17 protein-coding genes are annotated in these 17,457 nt (G+C 39.6%); 7 read left to right on the top strand and 10 right to left on the bottom strand.

Going from position 1 to position 17,457, the window contains the following annotated elements; translation table 11 throughout:
* Positions 1-302: 302 nt before the first annotated feature.
* Together MSBR3_RS12925 and MSBR3_RS12920 are read right to left on the bottom strand one after the other, a co-directional pair.
* Entirely contained in the window at positions 303-1,250 is a 948-nt protein-coding gene (locus MSBR3_RS12925) for a hypothetical protein (RefSeq protein ID WP_048108638.1), read from the bottom strand.
* A 67-nt stretch (positions 1,251-1,317) separates the two neighbouring features.
* On the bottom strand, positions 1,318-1,821 hold the full coding sequence (locus MSBR3_RS12920) for a GNAT family N-acetyltransferase (RefSeq protein ID WP_048108637.1): 504 nt from the start codon (positions 1,819-1,821) through the stop codon (positions 1,318-1,320).
* 668 nt (positions 1,822-2,489) lie between these two features.
* Between MSBR3_RS12920 and MSBR3_RS19515 the strand changes: the two genes are divergently transcribed.
* The gene (locus MSBR3_RS19515; protein ID WP_230627468.1) at positions 2,490-2,651 is read left to right on the top strand and encodes a hypothetical protein; all 162 of its coding nucleotides are present in this window, start codon (positions 2,490-2,492) and stop codon (positions 2,649-2,651) included.
* A gap of 23 nt (positions 2,652-2,674) precedes the next feature.
* Here the strand turns inward: MSBR3_RS19515 and MSBR3_RS12915 are convergent, their stop codons facing one another.
* Genes MSBR3_RS12915 through MSBR3_RS21105 form a run of 3 tightly spaced genes read right to left on the bottom strand, consistent with a single transcriptional unit; the run spans position 2,675 to position 3,363 of the window.
* Positions 2,675-2,983: a nucleotidyltransferase family protein gene (locus tag MSBR3_RS12915; protein ID WP_048110499.1), complete on the bottom strand. Its 309-nt coding sequence runs from the start codon at positions 2,981-2,983 to the stop codon at positions 2,675-2,677.
* Positions 2,984-3,037: 54 nt separating this feature from the next.
* Positions 3,038-3,190 carry a nucleotidyltransferase family protein gene (locus MSBR3_RS21110; protein ID WP_230627466.1) on the bottom strand — a complete coding sequence of 51 codons (153 nt, stop codon included), beginning with the start codon at positions 3,188-3,190 and terminating at the stop codon, positions 3,038-3,040.
* On the bottom strand, positions 3,187-3,363 hold the full coding sequence (locus MSBR3_RS21105; RefSeq protein WP_230627464.1) for a hypothetical protein: 177 nt from the start codon (positions 3,361-3,363) through the stop codon (positions 3,187-3,189). The genes MSBR3_RS21110 and MSBR3_RS21105 overlap by 4 nt, the downstream gene beginning before the upstream one ends.
* 581 nt (positions 3,364-3,944) lie before the next feature.
* Between MSBR3_RS21105 and MSBR3_RS12905 the strand changes: the two genes are divergently transcribed.
* Positions 3,945-5,453, top strand: a complete 1,509-nt coding sequence (locus tag MSBR3_RS12905; protein WP_048108636.1) for a serine--tRNA ligase — start codon at positions 3,945-3,947, stop codon at positions 5,451-5,453.
* Positions 5,454-5,841: 388 nt separating this feature from the next.
* On the opposite strand, the gene MSBR3_RS20385 is transcribed toward MSBR3_RS12905, so the two are convergent.
* On the bottom strand, positions 5,842-5,997 hold the full coding sequence (locus MSBR3_RS20385) for a hypothetical protein (RefSeq protein ID WP_155396814.1): 156 nt from the start codon (positions 5,995-5,997) through the stop codon (positions 5,842-5,844).
* A 157-nt stretch (positions 5,998-6,154) separates the two neighbouring features.
* On the opposite strand from MSBR3_RS20385, the gene MSBR3_RS12900 reads away from it, so the two are divergent.
* Complete coding sequence (locus tag MSBR3_RS12900) at positions 6,155-6,778, top strand: 30S ribosomal protein S3ae (RefSeq protein WP_048108635.1); 624 nt, start codon at positions 6,155-6,157, stop codon at positions 6,776-6,778.
* Between the two features lie 413 nt (positions 6,779-7,191).
* Here MSBR3_RS12900 and MSBR3_RS12895 read toward each other — a convergent pair whose 3' ends face one another.
* Positions 7,192-9,735, bottom strand: coding sequence for a DNA topoisomerase I (locus MSBR3_RS12895; RefSeq protein WP_048108634.1), 2,544 nt, complete (start codon positions 9,733-9,735; stop codon positions 7,192-7,194).
* A gap of 600 nt (positions 9,736-10,335) precedes the next feature.
* On the opposite strand from MSBR3_RS12895, the gene thiC reads away from it, so the two are divergent.
* Positions 10,336-11,622, top strand: a complete 1,287-nt coding sequence (thiC, locus tag MSBR3_RS12890) for a phosphomethylpyrimidine synthase ThiC (protein WP_048108632.1) — start codon at positions 10,336-10,338, stop codon at positions 11,620-11,622.
* A gap of 604 nt (positions 11,623-12,226) precedes the next feature.
* Positions 12,227-12,859, top strand: coding sequence for a hypothetical protein (locus MSBR3_RS12880; protein WP_155396812.1), 633 nt, complete (start codon positions 12,227-12,229; stop codon positions 12,857-12,859).
* Positions 12,860-13,198: 339 nt separating this feature from the next.
* Here MSBR3_RS12880 and MSBR3_RS12875 read toward each other — a convergent pair whose 3' ends face one another.
* Positions 13,199-14,113: a DUF2156 domain-containing protein gene (locus MSBR3_RS12875; RefSeq protein ID WP_048108626.1), complete on the bottom strand. Its 915-nt coding sequence runs from the start codon at positions 14,111-14,113 to the stop codon at positions 13,199-13,201.
* Between the two features lie 209 nt (positions 14,114-14,322).
* On the opposite strand from MSBR3_RS12875, the gene MSBR3_RS12870 reads away from it, so the two are divergent.
* Positions 14,323-14,862, top strand: coding sequence for a GNAT family N-acetyltransferase (locus MSBR3_RS12870; RefSeq protein ID WP_080942302.1), 540 nt, complete (start codon positions 14,323-14,325; stop codon positions 14,860-14,862).
* A gap of 145 nt (positions 14,863-15,007) precedes the next feature.
* Here MSBR3_RS12870 and MSBR3_RS12865 read toward each other — a convergent pair whose 3' ends face one another.
* A complete protein-coding gene (locus MSBR3_RS12865) occupies positions 15,008-15,418 on the bottom strand; it encodes a DUF3303 domain-containing protein (protein WP_048108623.1) in 411 nt (136 codons plus the stop codon).
* Positions 15,419-15,728: 310 nt separating this feature from the next.
* Positions 15,729-16,004, bottom strand: coding sequence for a YkvA family protein (locus MSBR3_RS12860; RefSeq protein WP_048108621.1), 276 nt, complete (start codon positions 16,002-16,004; stop codon positions 15,729-15,731).
* Between the two features lie 853 nt (positions 16,005-16,857).
* Between MSBR3_RS12860 and MSBR3_RS20380 the strand changes: the two genes are divergently transcribed.
* Positions 16,858-17,256, top strand: a complete 399-nt coding sequence (locus tag MSBR3_RS20380; RefSeq protein WP_155396811.1) for a hypothetical protein — start codon at positions 16,858-16,860, stop codon at positions 17,254-17,256.
* The last annotated feature ends 201 nt before the right edge of the window (positions 17,257-17,457 follow it).

Here is a 17,457-nt window from a genome sequence, read left to right as displayed (position 1 = left end):
CATAAAGAGAATAAAATGAAGTAAAAAACACTATCAAAGGAAAAAAATTTATATTAAGGAACATTTAGGGAAATACTTTATATAAAAAGCATAGAAATATGCTTTATATACTAATTAATATTTATTTGAATTATATTCTTAATTGCAGATATCTTAAAATATCTTAAAGATTAAGAGTTCATCTACTCTATCATCCAATTTATCCCTAAATATTATAGTTAGCCAAATATAGTGAAAAGATAGCTAATAAGTACCAAAAAATTGATCGGAGGCGGATAATGGATAAATACTCGCTTAGGAAATCATGGGATATCATTATGTGATGATATAGGATATTTTTTTAAGAACTCAACAGTATCAAATATTGCAATCATGTTATGTAAGTATCGATAATACACCTGGCTCTGAAGTTTATTAAAATCTTCACAAAAATAACAAGCATGATTTGATTCGGTTTTTACTTTCTCAAAGTTATTTCTGCTTAATATACTACAGCTCTTTTCAGATGATCTATGAGTTATATTGTGTGTACTATGAAAGGGAAATAACACATCTCCATATGCAGCTGCTCTTTTCCAGCCAGCACTATCAAATGATGTAAAACCTGCCTCACACAACTTTGATAAGCTTGATGTTCCTCCTACCCCAAAAGCATGAACTTCTAGAGAATAATCTTTTAGCAGATTCATCATATATTCTACATTTTCCATTGATTTACTTGTCAAGAAATTTATACCGTTATTACTCCCACATGTTCCAAAACTACCAAAACCAATTCTAGAAACATTCAAATCTGAGTATTCTCTTACACATCGAAATATCTGTTCTTTATTATGCCCTTGAACTACAGGAATACATTTTTTCTGAATATTTTCTTTTAGTTGATCATGAAATATTTTTGCGTTAGTAATTGTATCTCTCACCTTATATTCTACGATAAGGTCTGAGTCTCCATTTACTGGGGGGCTATCAGGCAAAACATAGTAATCTCCCCATTCATTTTGCGAATAAAAATCTGTTAATTTACTGAAAAGTTCTTGAGTGGTTATTTTTCCTTGTTGGACAAAAAAGCCACCTGAATCAAACATTATTTTACTACCATCATTGTCTTTCAAATCTTTTATTGCCTCACTGGTTTTTTTGGTTGAAAAAACTGGTGTATATAATACGTTTTTGAGTGGCCATTTTATTTTTTCAAAATCTTTAAGTGAATCTCTCATCTTCTTAATCAAACCAGGATGAGCAGACATAGATACAAAGAACTCCACATTATCACCTAACCAGAAATTAGTGATCTACTGCTTTTTGGAAACTTTTTTACGTATTGTTATCATCGAGTTTATACACCCAAGTTACCAGTTTTTTCCCATTTTTCGTATGGGTGCGTGTACTCTTTATTTTGAAACCGCATCTCAAGTAAAATGAATGTGCAATGCCATCAATTGGGCAATTCAATAATAATGTTTTTTTCTTTTGAGATTTTGCCTCTTGAAGTAGGTAATTAATCAATATTTTACCATAACCTTTGTTCCGATTATTTTCATCAACACATATTTCATATAAAGTAGTCTGAGAATCTTTTCTATGATGATAGTTTATAAATCCAATTATAATTTTTTTGTACTTTAACACGACCAAATTTTCTTTTTCAATCGATTCGACTAGCGAACCTCTTAGAATAAATCCAATTAAGTTTTTATTCTTATCTGCAATGGATTTTATTTGGGGTACTTCTTCTAATCTTGCTTTTGTCACTTCAACATCTGAGTTAAGCATGCGATCAAAATCTGAATTATATTTCTCATAATTAAAGTTATTCATCTGTTTTCATTAGTAGCTATCTCAAAAAATAATTCTATGATTTTTCGATATAACCGGATCAGATATGTTATTTCCTCTTAAGTGAATTCAGCGAATGAAAAAGACTTAATACTGTAAAATCTCATTTTGAATCTTTTAAACAACACTTTTTTATTCGATTTTATTATTTTTCCCTGATCCCATCACCCTGAAGTCTCCCACCATAACTTAACTTCATTTCAAAATCTCTCTTTCCTCCACCGACAAAACTCCACTAGGTTAAACATTGTCTGAGCCCCAGCAACTTTCTTATTTTTCAGGATCTCTAGAGAGAATCAAGCAAGGGTCTCTGCAGGAAAAACAAGCATTTGGACCTTGCTTTAGTAACTGATACATTTAGCCTATTCCGGCTGTAAAATGAATTCTGCTTCGTTTATTGAAGTTTCAGTATAGCTGACTCCTTAGCTCATTATTACTTAGCTTTGACTTCCAGAGCTTGGGTTTTGTCCAATGTGTCTACAAAATCACAGGTGAGCCAAGGCCTCGGTTGAGCGGAGTATTCGTTCCAGACTTAGTCCCAACTTTTATTTTCCTACAACACCACGCGCAGTACTAAACTCAACTCTAAATATTTTTTTCAAGTATTTGATAATAATACTATTATACCCCGCAACTAAAATAAACACTTTATGAATCTCACCGTCCTTGTTGATAACAACACCCTTATTGACAGGTATTTCTTTGCCGAGCCTGGTTTGTCTTTTCTGCTGGAGGATTCAGGCATACGAGTTCTTTTTGATACCGGGTATTCGGATATCTTCATTAAAAATGCCCGAAAAATGGGGCTTTAAATCTCTCTCATCTCTTCTGTAAGTCATAAAGAAACCACTTCATTGAGAATATGTTTTCCAACATTTGGCTTGAGACCGGTTCTGGTTACCAGGTCTACTTTTACTCCTAACAGATCACTAAGGTAATACTCAAGCTCAATATATTTCAGAAGGCCAGGTGTTTCATCAAATTCCACCAGAACATCAAGGTCGCTTTCACTTGTTTGTTCCCCACGAACGTATGACCCGAAAATTCCGAGATAGCTCACGCTGTATTTTTCTCTGATCTCAGGCAGGTGTTGCCTGAGTATTCTTATGAAATGGTCAGCATTTTTAAGTTGTTGGGAAGGCATTTTTATTTTCTTCCTTATTCTTTCATTGCTGGGTACCTGCACGAACGGTCTGCCTTATACCGGTACCAGCTCTTTTAACACGTCATCTTTCATCATCGGGTGGAGAGCTCTCTCTGAAACAACATCAACTGGAACTCCAAATAAATCCTCAAGATAATATCCAAGTCCCACAAGGTGTAAGAGGGTAGTTCCTTCTCCAAACCTCACAAGGACGTCAATATCACTTTCTTTTTTTCTTTGTCACGTGCGTACGAGCCGAAAACGCCCAGGACTTCAGCTTTGAACTCTTCTTTTATTTTGTCCTTTCTTTCTAAAATAAGGAGCCGGATCTGGTTAACATCCATATATGTTCCTTTATATCCTGCAATACTTGTTTCCACCCATTTTTAAGTTAATCTACGTTTTGAGCGATCTTCCCGCGTATAAAGTACTGTGTCCTTTGCATAATATAATCTGCTGTATTACAAATTTGTACTCCTTTTTCCGCTTCCATTTTTTTCGGAAAGGTCGGTCACTACATGACCGTAAACGTAGCCGGGGTCAAGTTTTTGGTTAGTTCCTTCCCGTCACAAGGTTAAAGTTTCAGCTCCAGAAATCGGACAATAGACATAATCGGATAATAGACATAATCGGATAATAGACATAATCGGATAATAGACATAATCGGATAATAGACATAATCGGATAATAGACATAATCGGATAATAGACATAATCGGATAATAGACATAATCGGATAATAGACATATTGCCCTATTCGATATTCCCTATTCTGCGTCTGAACTTAAGGTGTCTACTATCAAAGTATATTATAATGTGTTAAGACTTGGTCTTCTCATCCGAGTTATAAATATTCGCTATAGAATAAGCATTTATATCAGAAAAAGAATTTTAGACTCTGTTTACGTCATTACCTCTATTCACAATACCTTATTCCATACCAAGTAAAAGAGGCTCAAACTTTGAAATTACAGTTCAATCTTAAAGCTTACTTTAAAACAAGTGCAGACCCCACTCCTGCAAAGGATGTTATAGCTGCGCTTTTTGAAGAGGCAAACGGTACCCTTCTTACCCGAGGGGCGCCTGAAGGGCAGGGAGCAAAGGTTACGGAATGGAAGCTCGGGGAGGACAGGATCGAGCTTTCGCTCCAGTCCGGCAGGTATGTTAGAGTGCACGATGCAATTTTCCGGCTGAGGAAACAGCTTTCTGAGGCACTAGGTAAGAAATTCAAGATTGGGATTCGTGGAATCGAGGTTGAGTCTTTCATCATTAAGGTGCCGGCTGACCATGAGCTCAGGATGCTCAAGGTGCCTTATATAAAAAGTATGGAAAACATTGAAGGCGGGATTGAGCTCGAGCTTGAGGTCGGAGAAGCTGAGATGAAGAATCGGGTGCCGGACAGGATTCTCACGCTCCTCGAAGAGAAAATCGAGGCTGCCCAATATGGGGCAAAGGCTGAGCACTGGAACCTGCTCTGGCAGAGAGAGCCAATGGAGCATCCCTTCAAGGAAGACCCTACCCAGGCCATGATGAAAGAAGGCTGGCTCAAGCGTGGGGCAAGCCGCGGTCAGTGGATCCACGGGCCTCAGTCCACAAGGATCTTCCGGACTTTCGAGAAAATTGTCCTTGAAGAACTTCTTGGACCTCTCGGATACAGGGAAATGATTTTTCCAAAACTGGTCACCTGGGAAGTCTGGATGAAGTCCGGGCATGCAAAGGGCGTCTACCCTGAGATATATTATGTATGTCCTCCGCAGACAAGGGACCCAGATTACTGGGAAGAGGTTGCTGATTACTACAAGGTTACTCACGAAGTACCCACAAAACTGATTAAAGAAAAAATCGCAGAGCCAATCGGAGGCATGTGCTATGCCCAGTGCCCGCCTTTCTGGATGTATGTAACAGGGGAAACTCTTCCGAACGAGGAAATTCCCGTAAAGGTCTTTGACAGGTCAGGTACCTCTCACAGATATGAGAGCGGTGGAATTCACGGAATCGAAAGGGTAGACGAGTTTCACAGGATCGAAATTGTCTGGATAGGCACAAAGGAAGAGGTATTAAAGTGCGCAGAAGAACTGCATGACCGCTATATGCATATCTTCAATGATATATTGGACATCGAGTGGAGAAAAGCAAGAGTTACCCCCTGGTTTATGGCACAGGAAGGACTGCTCGGGCTTGCCGAAGAAAACACTGTCGGGACAACCGATTACGAAGCCTGCCTGCCTTATCGCGGGCCGGATGGAGAATGGCTCGAATTCCAGAATGTGAGCATTAACGGGGACAAGTATCCCAAAGGCTTCAATGTAAAACTCCAGTCCGGAGAAGAACTCTGGTCAGGCTGTTCAGGAGTCGGGCTTGAGAGATGGGCTGCGGTCTTCCTTGCGCAAAAAGGGCTTGACCCTGCAAACTGGCCAGAGGAATTCAGAAAAAGAGTAGGCGAAATGCCGAAAGGCATCCGCTTCCTTTAAAATTCTTCATATTTTTTCTCAGGTCATTTCCATGAATTTCTCAAAATTTTCTGAACTTCTCAAAACTTTCTAAGTTTCTCAAAACTTTTCTAACTTCTCAAAACTTCTTTAAATTTCTTTAAATTATTCTGAATCTTTCTTCAAAATTTTTTCATTAAACTTTTTCCCTTAAACCTTTTTCCTTACATTTTTCTTAAATCTTTTTTATACACTTCCTTCATACTTTTTCTTCAAACTTTTTTTATTTTTCTTTTTAGCAGATAGGCAGAAAGCGTTTCTGACCGATTTGTTTATATACTGATATGATATGTATAGTGAGCCATTAACTAGTTAGATGCCGCTAATTTCTGAGAACTTCTGGCGATTTTCCGGATCGTATTTTTGATTATCAGGAGCCTGTAGCTGCCGGAATATAGGGGACGGGTCCAGGTTCGGAAGCCTCTGAAAGCTTGGAAATTTCATCTTGAAAGGGAAACGCTAGTGCTAAAAGCACCACAAACTGCGCCTGGCAGCGCAAAGTCTGTGTAAAAGCGCTGAAGGTCATTCACGCTCATTGATTAAGGAAAAAGCTCAACTAGAGCATCCGGAATAAGAAACTGAAAGGCTTGAGGGCCGCAGGATAAATCAGCAGCATACAAAATTCAATAAAATACTAGAAACAATACAAACCACGAAAAGGAACATTACTTCGGAGGAATCACTTGGCAAGAAAGAAAGTACAGAGAAAGCTTGACGGATGGAAGTCCAAGGAATGGTATAATATTGAAGCTCCTGCTTACTTAAACAGAGCTATTGTCGGTAACACGATGGCAGGAGACCCTTCTCTTCTTGTAGGGCGCAATATTGAAACCACTGTTGGGGAACTTACCAACGATATGACCAAAAACAATACTAAGGTCATTCTCAGGATTAACAACGTCGTCGGAGACGTCGCAACTACTGACCTCATGGGCCACGAACTTACAACCGACTATATCCGTTCAATCGTGAAGAGGCAGACCTCAAGGATTGATGCGAATATCGACGTTAAAACCAAAGACGGCTATGTCATCCGTGTAAAGCCTACCTGCTTCACAATTAAAAGAGCACGCTCAAGCCAGATCAAAGCTATAAGGGAAATGATGGTCGACATTGTCACAAAGCGTGCATCAGATGCCGATTTCGAGACATTTATGCAGGAAGCAATCCTTGGCAGGCTCTCAGCAGCTATTTACAGGCAGGCAAAGTTTATTTACCCACTTCGCAGGGTTGAAATCCGGAAAACCCAGGTCGAAGCCAGACCAGCAAAAACTGCATCCGCTGCACCAGAACCTGCAGCAGCGTAATTCAGTTTGGTTTAGTATCAAGAGGCAGGGGAAATCCGAAAGGATTTCCTTATCTCTTTTCTTAGTTCTTTTTAGTTACAAATTTCTTATTCTTACTGTTGTAATTGTTCTTTACTGTTGTAATTGTTCTTTGCTGCTGTAATTGTTCTTCTTTACTGTTGTAACTGTTTCCTAAAACTCTTTTTAATTTTAGGTTGTGTAACCAATATAAGTGCAAAGGACTCACTCAAAACTCTCGAATCACAGAAAAAAGGGTGAAACTCTGAAACTTTATAATTTGGCCCTTTTTCATTTAGTATCCTCATTAAATCAGCTCTTCGAGTAAAACGAGTGAAAAGGATCCTGTACCCCTGGAAGGAGATTGGGGCAGCAATTGAACGAAAAGAAAATTGGATTTCTCTAATTGTCGAGTTTCAGGTTTTTTCCTTATTCTTTTTCAGGCCTGCAGTCAATACTTTCGAATTCTTTTCTGCTGTCGGAGTTACTGTTAATCTTGTTGCTGGGCTTGTTGCTGAATTTGTCGCTGAACTTACTGTCGGATTTTCTGCTGAACTTGCTGCAGAGCGGCTTAAAGAAGCTTTTTCCTTGATCCTGGTTTCGGCTCCTTTGCCTGGCTTTTTCCAGTATTTTCTGCCTTCTGCGCAGCGCCGGTTTACGCAGAACTCTTCCTCAGGGCTGTCACCTTCTTCTTTTAGCCTGAACAGCTTCCAGCCGCAGGTTTCACAGGTCTTGTCAAGTAGGGTCAGTTTTCCGGTTTTTGGGACTGAATGAGTGTACCCGCAGCGTTTCGTGCAGCCCAGAAATCGGGTGTCTTTAAAAGTTATCAGGAACATGCTTCCGTCACATTCAGGACAGGGACCGACCGTTTCCGGAGGATAGCATTCTTTTTCAAGGTCACAGGTAAAGCAGGGACCTATGCCAACAGCCCAGTTATACTTATTTCCTACTTTCAGGACAGCTACCCCTTCCTTTTTACATTCTTTGCTTCTGAGTACGGTCAAAGCCCCGGATTTTGGCAGAGGATATGAGTTTCTGCAGTCAGGATAGCCTGTGCAGCCCACAAAGCGGCCTGAGTCCGTTTGCACAATCCTGAGCACGTGCCCGCAGGCTTTACAGGTTCCGATATAGTTTTTCTTGTCTTCGAGGGCGGCTTCATCCTTGATTGTGCCTGCTATGCTTGAAGTTAAATCCTTTTTATTTGCTTCAAGCTGGGCATACATCTCCTTGATCAGGGCTGTACCTTCGTCAAGGGCAGCTTCAAATTCTTTTTTTCCGTCCTCTACTTCCTGAATAAGGGCTTCGATCTTTGCCCTTATTTCCGGCCTTACTAGAATCGGAACGGTCAGAGAAAGCCCTTCCATAAGGGTAAAACCTGTATCGAGGATAGAAATTGTTTTTCCCTTTGTCTCAAGATACCCTCGCTTCTTATTTGTTTCAATATGTGTAGGAGCCGTTGCCTTTGTTCCGATTCTGTTTTTGTCCATAAGGGTCAGAAGTTCGGCTTCGGTTAATTTTTTTGGAGGGCTGGTTTTGGACTTTGTATTGCTAAGTTTTTTTATGCCCACTTTCTGGCCTTCTTCTACAAACGGGAGCAGTTTATCCTTTTTATTTTCGAAGGGATAAGCTTCGAGCCAGCCCGAGTCCTTGAGTACGGTGCCTGAAGAGTCAAAAGGCTCTTCCTGTACGAGCAGGTGGAGATGAGTTTTCTCAAAAACTGCTGCAGGCATGAGATTTGCCAGGAAGTGCCTTGCTATAAGGTCGTAGACTTCAGGAGCCTGAGGGATATTTACAGCAGAGCTAATCTCTCCTCTTGAAGCCGCTCTGATCGGGTGGATAGGAGGGTGGTCATGCGCATCTTTTTCCCCGTTTTTCGGGATAATTGGGGCTATGAGGATAGATTCTGCAAAAGGTTTGTATTCCTTCTGACGTGCAAAATCAAAGACAAGAGACTTGAAATCAAAGTCGTCTGCGTATTTGTTTGTCTCAGTCCTGGGATAGCTGGTAAACCCTGCAAGGTAAAGTTGTTCTGCGACCTCAAGGGCAAGCTCAGGGCTTATCCCGAGAAACTTGGAAGCCCTTTTAAGGAATTCGGTAGTATTTAATGGATTAGGAGGGCTGGTTTTTGTTTCTTTTACTGCTTTTTTTGCAACTAACCCTTCTTTTGCTCCTTTTAGCCGTTTGAATATCTCAGCGGCTTTTTCTTTATCGTGAATATTTCCTGCCCTGTGAGTACCTTCGAAATCGTCTCCTTCTTTTCCACTTTCTGCCGAGAAAATTGCAGTTATTTTCCAGAAATCTTTTGCCTGAAAAGACCTGATTGCCTTTTCCCTTTCGTATACAAACCCACAGGTAGGAGTCTGGCAGGGACCAATAGAAAGTATGTCCTTTGTTCTTGCTCTCTCTCTGACCGAAAGTGTGACAAAGCGAGTAAAAGCCGCCCCCATTTTGAGATCCAGAATCTGTCTGGCTTCTGCAGCCATTGCCATGTTATAGTCCGGATCTATCAGGCTTTCAAAAGCTTTTTTTACCTCCTTTGGGGAGAGAGACGAAAAACGTGCCCTTTCAATCGGGACATTTGTTACTTCCTCTGAGAGTGTTTTTGCTTCAAATCCTATGTTTTCTCCTTCCCTATCATAGTCGCAGGCAAGGACAATCTTGTTTGCCCTTTTTGCCAGCTTTTTTACTGCGGCAGCGTAATCAGCTCGTGTTACAAGTTTTTGCGGGTCTACTCCAAGAAGCACACCCGGATTGACTTCATTCCATTTATTATACTGCTCCGGAAAGTCATAATTCATAATATGCCCGGAAAGTCCCATTACCAGCCACTCTTCACCTTTCCACTTAAATTCGTATGCTGGCAGCCCTTCAACTGTTATCTTCTCAACTTCCCCCTCGCCCAGGATGCTTGCAATCTGGGCTGCTGCCTTATTCTTTTCTGCAAATGCGACAATTGTCATATAAAATACCCTGATTCTGTTCTTGAGGTTGTAATGGAATCTAAAATAGTATTAATAAGAAATGTATAGGAAATGTGTAAGGAATGCATAACGAAATGAATTAGGAAATGTATCTGAAAGATTTCCCTTCTTTTTCTCGTTTCTTTTATATGAATCGGCTTAATCTTACTGGTTAATTTCAGTTAATCTTACTGGTTAATTTCAGTTAATTTCACTGGTTAATTTCAGTTAATTTCACTGGTCAGGTTCAATTATACCGGTAAGCTGTAAAAGCCTTTACTTTAAAAACAGTTTCCATGTTTTTCTTTCTACATATGCTCTAAATACTATGCACACATTATTTATATATTTGTCTGCTTATACATGTTTCATGACTTACCAGACGTGAAAAGATATATATGAGTTCACCATCTGTTCTAGTCCGCAAGATGGAAGTACTGGATTTATCTTTATCCTTATTATTCTAGTCAACCTTATAATATGCTTATGATATCCTGGCTATTTGCAGTCCATGATATTGCTGTTATTTGGCATGTTTTCATTGATATTTGTTAATAATATAATTATAATTGTCTCATAAACCTGCAGTCTGGAGTAACAATGACACTGATGGAAGATGCAAAGAAGGGAATCATCACTCCCTCTATAGAAACCGTGGCAAAAGCTGAAGGAATAGACCCTGAGACTGTCCGCTCCTGCGTGGCAAAGGGGTTAATCGCTATCCCCGTAAATAACAGGCGAGAAACCCTTCCTATAGGCATTGGCAAATATATGAGCACAAAGATCAATGCCAATGTCGGAACATCAAGGGACTGTATAGATATTGATGCCGAAATCGAAAAAGCAAAGGCTGCAGAAGCTTTCGGTGCTCATGCCGTAATGGACCTTTCCACAGGCGGAAATCTGGACGAAATTCGCACCCGTATCCTGAAATCCGTTAACATTCCAGTCGGGACTGTTCCAATCTACCAGGCTGCAGCTTCCAGGAAAATTGTCGTGGAAATGACTTCGGATGATTTGTTCAACGCTGTCCGGAAGCACGCAAAACAGGGTGTGGACTTTGTGACCGTGCATGCAGGAGTTAATTTAAATTCCCTTGAGCGACTGCGCCAGAGCGACAGGATAATGAATGTCGTGAGCCGTGGGGGCTCTTTTACCCTTGCCTGGATGTTGCATAATGGAGAAGACAACCCCTTCTATGCCGAATTTGACTATCTCCTTGAAATTGCAAAAGAATATGATATGACCCTGAGCCTTGGGGACGGCATGCGTCCGGGCTGCATTGCCGATGCCTCTGATCGCCCGAAATTTATGGAATTTATTACACTGGGTGAACTCGTAAAGCGGTCAAGGGCTGCCAATGTCCAGACCTTTGTGGAAGGTCCTGGCCATGTGCCTTTAAATGAAATCGAACTGAGCGTAAGAGGTATGAAAGAACTCTGCAATGAGGCTCCTCTTTATCTCCTGGGCCCACTTGTAACCGATATCGCACCAGGCTTCGATCACATCACAGGCGCTATCGGAGGAGCAGTTGCAGGAATGCATGGTACGGACTTCCTCTGCATGGTTACACCTTCCGAGCATCTTGCCCTTCCAACCCTTGAGGATATAAAAGAAGGCCTGCTCGTAACAAAGGTTGCAGCCCACACTATTGACCTTATAAAGGAAGGCCCGAGAGAACGCGCCTGGGAAAAGGATCTTTCCATGGCCTATGCTCGCAGGGACCTTAACTGGGAAAAACAGTTTGAACTGGCAATTGATGGCAATAGAGCCCGTAAAATCCGGGATGCTCGAAGAACTGAAAGCGATACCTGTTCTATGTGTGGAGATCTCTGTGCCTTAAAAATTGTAAAGGAAGCTTTTGAGAAAAAGAAAATCGAAAAATGATTTTTTTCCAATTTTTTCTCGTTTAAGTCTTTTTTCAACTCATACTAATGTTTTCAGCTATCCTTTAACTTTCTTTTTATCTTTTAAAGAGTAAAAACAAAAATTTTTCAAATAAGGCTCTTTGCTGTTTTGTATGGTTAAAGATAATTATTTTGTTATAATTAATCCGATCAGGTATGAAAACATCAAGCTTGAATGCGATTTTCAAAAGCATAAATGCTTCTAAGTTTTAGATATGCTACTTCAACGTCTGGAAGCTAAATATAAGTTACCCACTCAAAATCAACGTTTGGAAGCTAAATATAAGTTACCCACTCAAAATAGCGAAGAGCCAAATTTCTTCCTATTTATCATTTTTGAGCTGGTAAGTTTGTCTGGTCAACCGGTTTCCAGAAGCTTGATATATGTTCTCATGGCTGCCATGTTCCTGATACATAATATCGATATTGCAGGCTATGGATTCAGTAGTATAAGTCACTTTTATGCAAACACTTGATAATAATCATCATCGAAAAATTGGCTTAATCATATAAATATAGTCAATGGTCTTTAGCAATGAATATTGGGACAATATCCCAAGCTAGCGCTAATCAAAGACAAATTCATGATAGTTATCGATAATATGGTCAATGACATTAAAAAACAAATATTGGGAGAATATCCCGAGCTAGAGCTAACCAAAAACGAACCTGTGACAGTTACTGATAATATGTGGCGGGTTGCATGGTCTCTCACACCGCGTTGGCTGTTTGACGAAGTGATTAATGAACTGTTTTCGAGGAATATCTCTGATTTCTTCTGGCTGAATCAGAATGAGATGTTCTTTGTGCCTAGCGTGCCGGAAGGTGATGGAATTCGCAATTATACGTCAGTTTGTCTGGCAAAAAAAGTCGGAGTCGATCGCATAGCACAATGTTTTACACTCGCATGTTGGGGCCCTGCATTTGACTTTGAGGCCATAGGAAGGATGATAGAGGATGTTACTGCTCTAAAACCTAAGATTGCAGCATTGGACGATAGATACGGACGAAGCCTTCTAAGAACCGTTGTCGGTGACCGATATGCGTTTACCCATGCTGTAACGATAGAGCCTGCGTTTCCAACAGAGTATCTACGGCAGCTTGACAGGCTCGGATATGACGTTTACTATATCAGTTCTGAACAGGAACAGCTTGATGCCTTGAGAACGCTTGCAGAGGCTAAAAATGAGGAGGCGCTAAAAGACATTTACTATTAATTTTTAAACTTATTCACCATACCATTTTAAAAACTATTTACTGAAAACCAAAATGTAGCACCGAAAAAATTGAGAAAAATCTATACCTTTGAGACATGCCTGGAAATAGGCGTAGAGTGAAATTTAATGGTCATTTGTTAAGGAGAATTTCGATAAACATCAATTTTTGGCGAGTCCTTTATATTTAGTATAGTAAAGAATTTATCGAAAAATTAGGTTTATTAAAATATTCCGTAATAAAATTCTGTGAGCAATTTTTAAATTTAGTATTCAAATGTTCTAACTTTTTCCGTCTTTTATCAATGTTGGAGGCAGTACTTGAAAGCAGTACATATACTATTATTTGATTACTGGAAAACAGGTTCGTCGGTTAAGCGAATAAACCTCTACCATATGGTGCGGGTGATATCTAAGCTTTGCCTTTCGAAGTCCACTGATGCCAAGATCGCTTTCCCTGTTGATGTATTCCACTTCATTGACAAGAAGCGCTGCAGTTTCGGAATTAATTGCCTTGTATATTCCCTGATATTCCGGCAGCCCTTTCTCAAAATGAATCACTGCCATATCAGTGTTTAGACACTCAAAAAGAGAAATGGCACATACTTGTGAACCGACCCTTATCAAAAGGCCTCTCAGGTGCAGTTCAGTTAAGTGTTCGATCGCGTAGGATACAGCTTCTATTTCGTGGGCAAGAGTGAAATTCTCCTCGCATTTTTTGCTCTCACACCACTTTATGAGAAACTCCGTTATTTCTTCCCGGTTTTCAGGGGTTATTGGCTCAACCGTGTGCCGGTAATTCTTCCTGAATTTGTTAACCTGGCTACGAATTTTGAGGTACTTCTTTCCTGGAAGCTCAGCAAGGTCGAGAGCCCGGTACACGTACTCAAAATGGTTCAGATCCGGAACTAGCATAAGGTCAGGATTGGTTTTCTTCATCCACTGTGCAGTCTCAGGGTCGATAAGGGTGAGGGGCTTATTATCATCGCCTATTTCCATCGCCAGCCGTACTACCTCCCGCATGAGCGTAGGATCGTGAGGGCCGATAGGCGGGTGTAGCCGGGTCACTCCTGCAGCAGTGCACGATAGAATTACATTCCCTTTCACGTATGCATACTGGTAATGCATAAAATGGTTCCAGCAGACCATGCTTGTGAAAGTGTTGTCACTGTGGGTTTGCGGATAGAGTGCGTAATGGCGCTCGAAAAAAGCTCGATCTGCAAGCATGACCGGTTTGAAATCTTTTTTACCAAGCATTTTAAACAAGACTTTTTTACTTCATACTTATTGCTTTATAATTATTTTTGTTGAAACTCTCAGACTAGTAAAAATTACATACATTAAGAGTGGGACTCAAAATAAACTCAGTCTCATACATTCAATTTCATACACTTAGTTTAATATATTCAGTTTCATTAAATCTATGAAATTATCTATATCTATCAATTTAATAAAGGAATCGGAAAATGTCAGAGCCTGAAATGAAACTTACAGAAGATAAAATAAAGTCTTTAGAGGACGGAATAAAACCAGACTTGAAAATCCGCGCTGCAGAAATTGAAGATGTTCCCTTGATTCTTGAGTTTGTCAAAGGCATTGCCAGGTTTGAGAATCTTTCCCACCTTGTCATGGCGACGGAAGAAAACCTGGCTGAGGGCATATTCGGAAAAAGGCCCTATGCCGAGGTTTTCTTTGCCGAGCTGGGCGGGGTTCCTGCCGGGTTTACTGTTTTTTTCCACAATTTCTCTACTTTTGTAGGAAAGCCGGGACTCTATATCGAAGACATTTTCTTAAAACCCGAGTTTCGGGGAAAAGGGATTGGGAAAGCAATGTTTCTACATTGTGTAAAGCTTGCAAAAGAAAGAAACTGCGGGAGAATGGAATGGGCAGTCCTTGACTGGAACCCTGCCAGGAAATTCTACGAACACCTTGGAGGAAGTTCTGTAAATGGGTGGAACATCTACCGCATGAATGAGGAAAAATTTGAAAATGCGCTTGAAAAATGAATCTGAGATAAAACTCTCAACAGGACTAAAATTTGGTTTCAGACGTGGTTTCGATGTCTGAACCATGTCTTTACGTTGGGACTGAGTATTTATGTTGAAACTAAGTTTTTGATTTGAATATAGATCTTCTTGTGGGGTTTAAGTTTCACGTTACATCTTCCTGTTGAACAAAAGAATGGTGTTCAAGGCGTTCAATTCTCTTTTCAAGGTTCTCTATCTGCTGAAAAATCTCTTCTGAGGTTTTTCCGCCTTCTCCCTGCTCAGCACCTGGCTTTTCTTCTCCGGCTTTCTCGGCAAGTTTTTGGGCAAGCTGCATAAACTTGTCCAGTTTCATAACCGGAAAGGTCTCGAACCTGCACAACCCCATGAAAGGAAAGACGGAAGCTGCATACGTTTTTTCGTCTTCAGTTTCGTAAATTATAAACGTGCGGTAACCGGTGAGGTCAGTCCACTCATCTATTATTTTAATATCCTTTGAGTATTCGTAATTCGCATATAGTTCCGCAACTTTCAAGGAGTCTTTCGGCTCCCAGGTTATTATATCCATCAGTAACATTCCCTCGTACCCCCAATATCAAAATATAATCTGATCCCGTTTAATCGAAATCCTGTTGTTCTACCAGACTCGTATCGGCTTCAAAAATACATTTGTCAAAGTTAAGTATTGTTTCTCTTCAAACGGGCATATACTTTTAGGAACAAATGTTCAGCAAAACAAGTCTGAAAAAAGCTTTTTTATTTGTTTGAGTTAAAACTCAAGCTGTCTCTGGTTAAAATATCAACAAATTTTACAGTCCGTGCCTGAACGAGCCTGAATAGAATTTTAAAAACTAAAACCTAAAAACACCATTTTTCTGGCTAAAAACTTACTTTCTTAAAATCTGAACATAATTTTCTATATACACATCTTTGGGTACTGACCTTATTGCAATGTATAAAAGTACAGGGACAATTATCATGTCATCAAGATTACCAATTACAGGAATGAAATCCGGTATTAAATCAATTGGTGATAATGCATAACCTATGGCGATCCATAATAATATCTTTGCAGTTTTGGGAGTTCGAGGATCTTTATATATAAGCTTACATAGTTCGATGTACTTTTTTGCATTATTCTTTATTTCTTTTAGCTTCAACATAACAACATAAATACAGAACTGATTGTTTATAAATAATTATCTCTATTATTTAAAATATGTATTCAGTAACCTGTAAAAATTATACTCTTATTAGTGAATAATCAGATAAAAACGAACAAAGTGAGACACAAGTATTAAGTGAGAGCTCTACAACCTGGAAGTAGATACATTTTGAGGAAAGGCTATATTTTGAGACTGGGGAACGTAAAGAATTTTATCTAAATTTTCTGGCATTCCTATACATTTTCCAACTTACTAAGCTTATCTTTAAGGTAGGAAAACATAGCTTTAGGAGGCGAAACCCAGTAAACAGTTAGTTTACAAATAAATTATTGATCATGCCGTAAATTGTGGGGTTCCTGGTAATTGGATACATTTTTTCTCTTAGCTACTATCTTAAAGTTAAATAATCTTGGTTTTCAAATTACTCATTATATTAAGGCTCGAACCTTATGAACTTATATATTATTTTAAAAATACTTCAACTTTTCTATTTAGTAACAAATAAGAAAATTTTTCAAAGATTTCCGCTATTAATTTCATGAGTTATATGAACAAAAAATATTTACAGCTTGTAATGTTAAGTTCATTAGGCTTGCTTATGATCGCAAACATCGCCGCCGCAGGCACCTATCTAAATTGGTGTGGTAAAGAGTGGTGGGTAAGAAGTGGAACTGGTAATCCCGGTGGTAACTATTGGAACAGTTCAAGTAACAATGTTTGGGTTGATGAAAACCAGAAACTACACCTGACAATTCAGAAAGTCGGAGATAAGTGGTATTCAACAGAGGTTGATACAACATCCGCTGACTATACTTACGGTGTTTACACGTGGAAGGTCTCATCACCAATAATGAATCTCGATCCGAACATTGTAGCTGCTATGTTCTTCCGCCATAATGATACTAATGAGATAGATATTGAAGTTACTAAGTGGGGCTGGATATACAGTGATAGACTTAGTTATAGTGTCCAGCCAAACGCATACCAGAGTGCAATAACTTATGACTCTCCTTACCAGTACGCTACAAACGTGACATACATGTTCGATTGGGAGCCAACGTATGTCCACTTCACCGCAAAACTATCTAACGGAACTGTCATATCCGATTGGAACTGTACGGACCGGACAAGCATTCCACATGTAGAAGGCGGAGTTGCGATGCAGATGTGGCTTATGAATCACCTGGCACCGAAAAATGGACAGAATGCAGAGATGGTTTTATCTGACTTTAGTTACGTACCATCTTAACTGAGGCGAAAGCCTCTTTTCTTTTTTAATTTAAATGGAATAACAAGAATCTTTTTTACTTAGCAAGTGTCCGTCTGCTCTTTTGTTTGAGGAATATTCGGGAATCTATGTAGTATTGTAAGGCCAAGTCTGATTTTTGATATGCTCTCAGAAGTTACCTTAAAATCCAAATCGTTTCCACAATTGGACAATGGGTAATTT

The organism is Methanosarcina barkeri 3 (assembly GCF_000970305.1).
Classification (GTDB): domain Archaea; phylum Halobacteriota; class Methanosarcinia; order Methanosarcinales; family Methanosarcinaceae; genus Methanosarcina; species Methanosarcina barkeri_A.
Note: the sequence above shows the minus strand (reverse complement) of the source record. Positions and strands in the feature narration are given on the sequence as shown.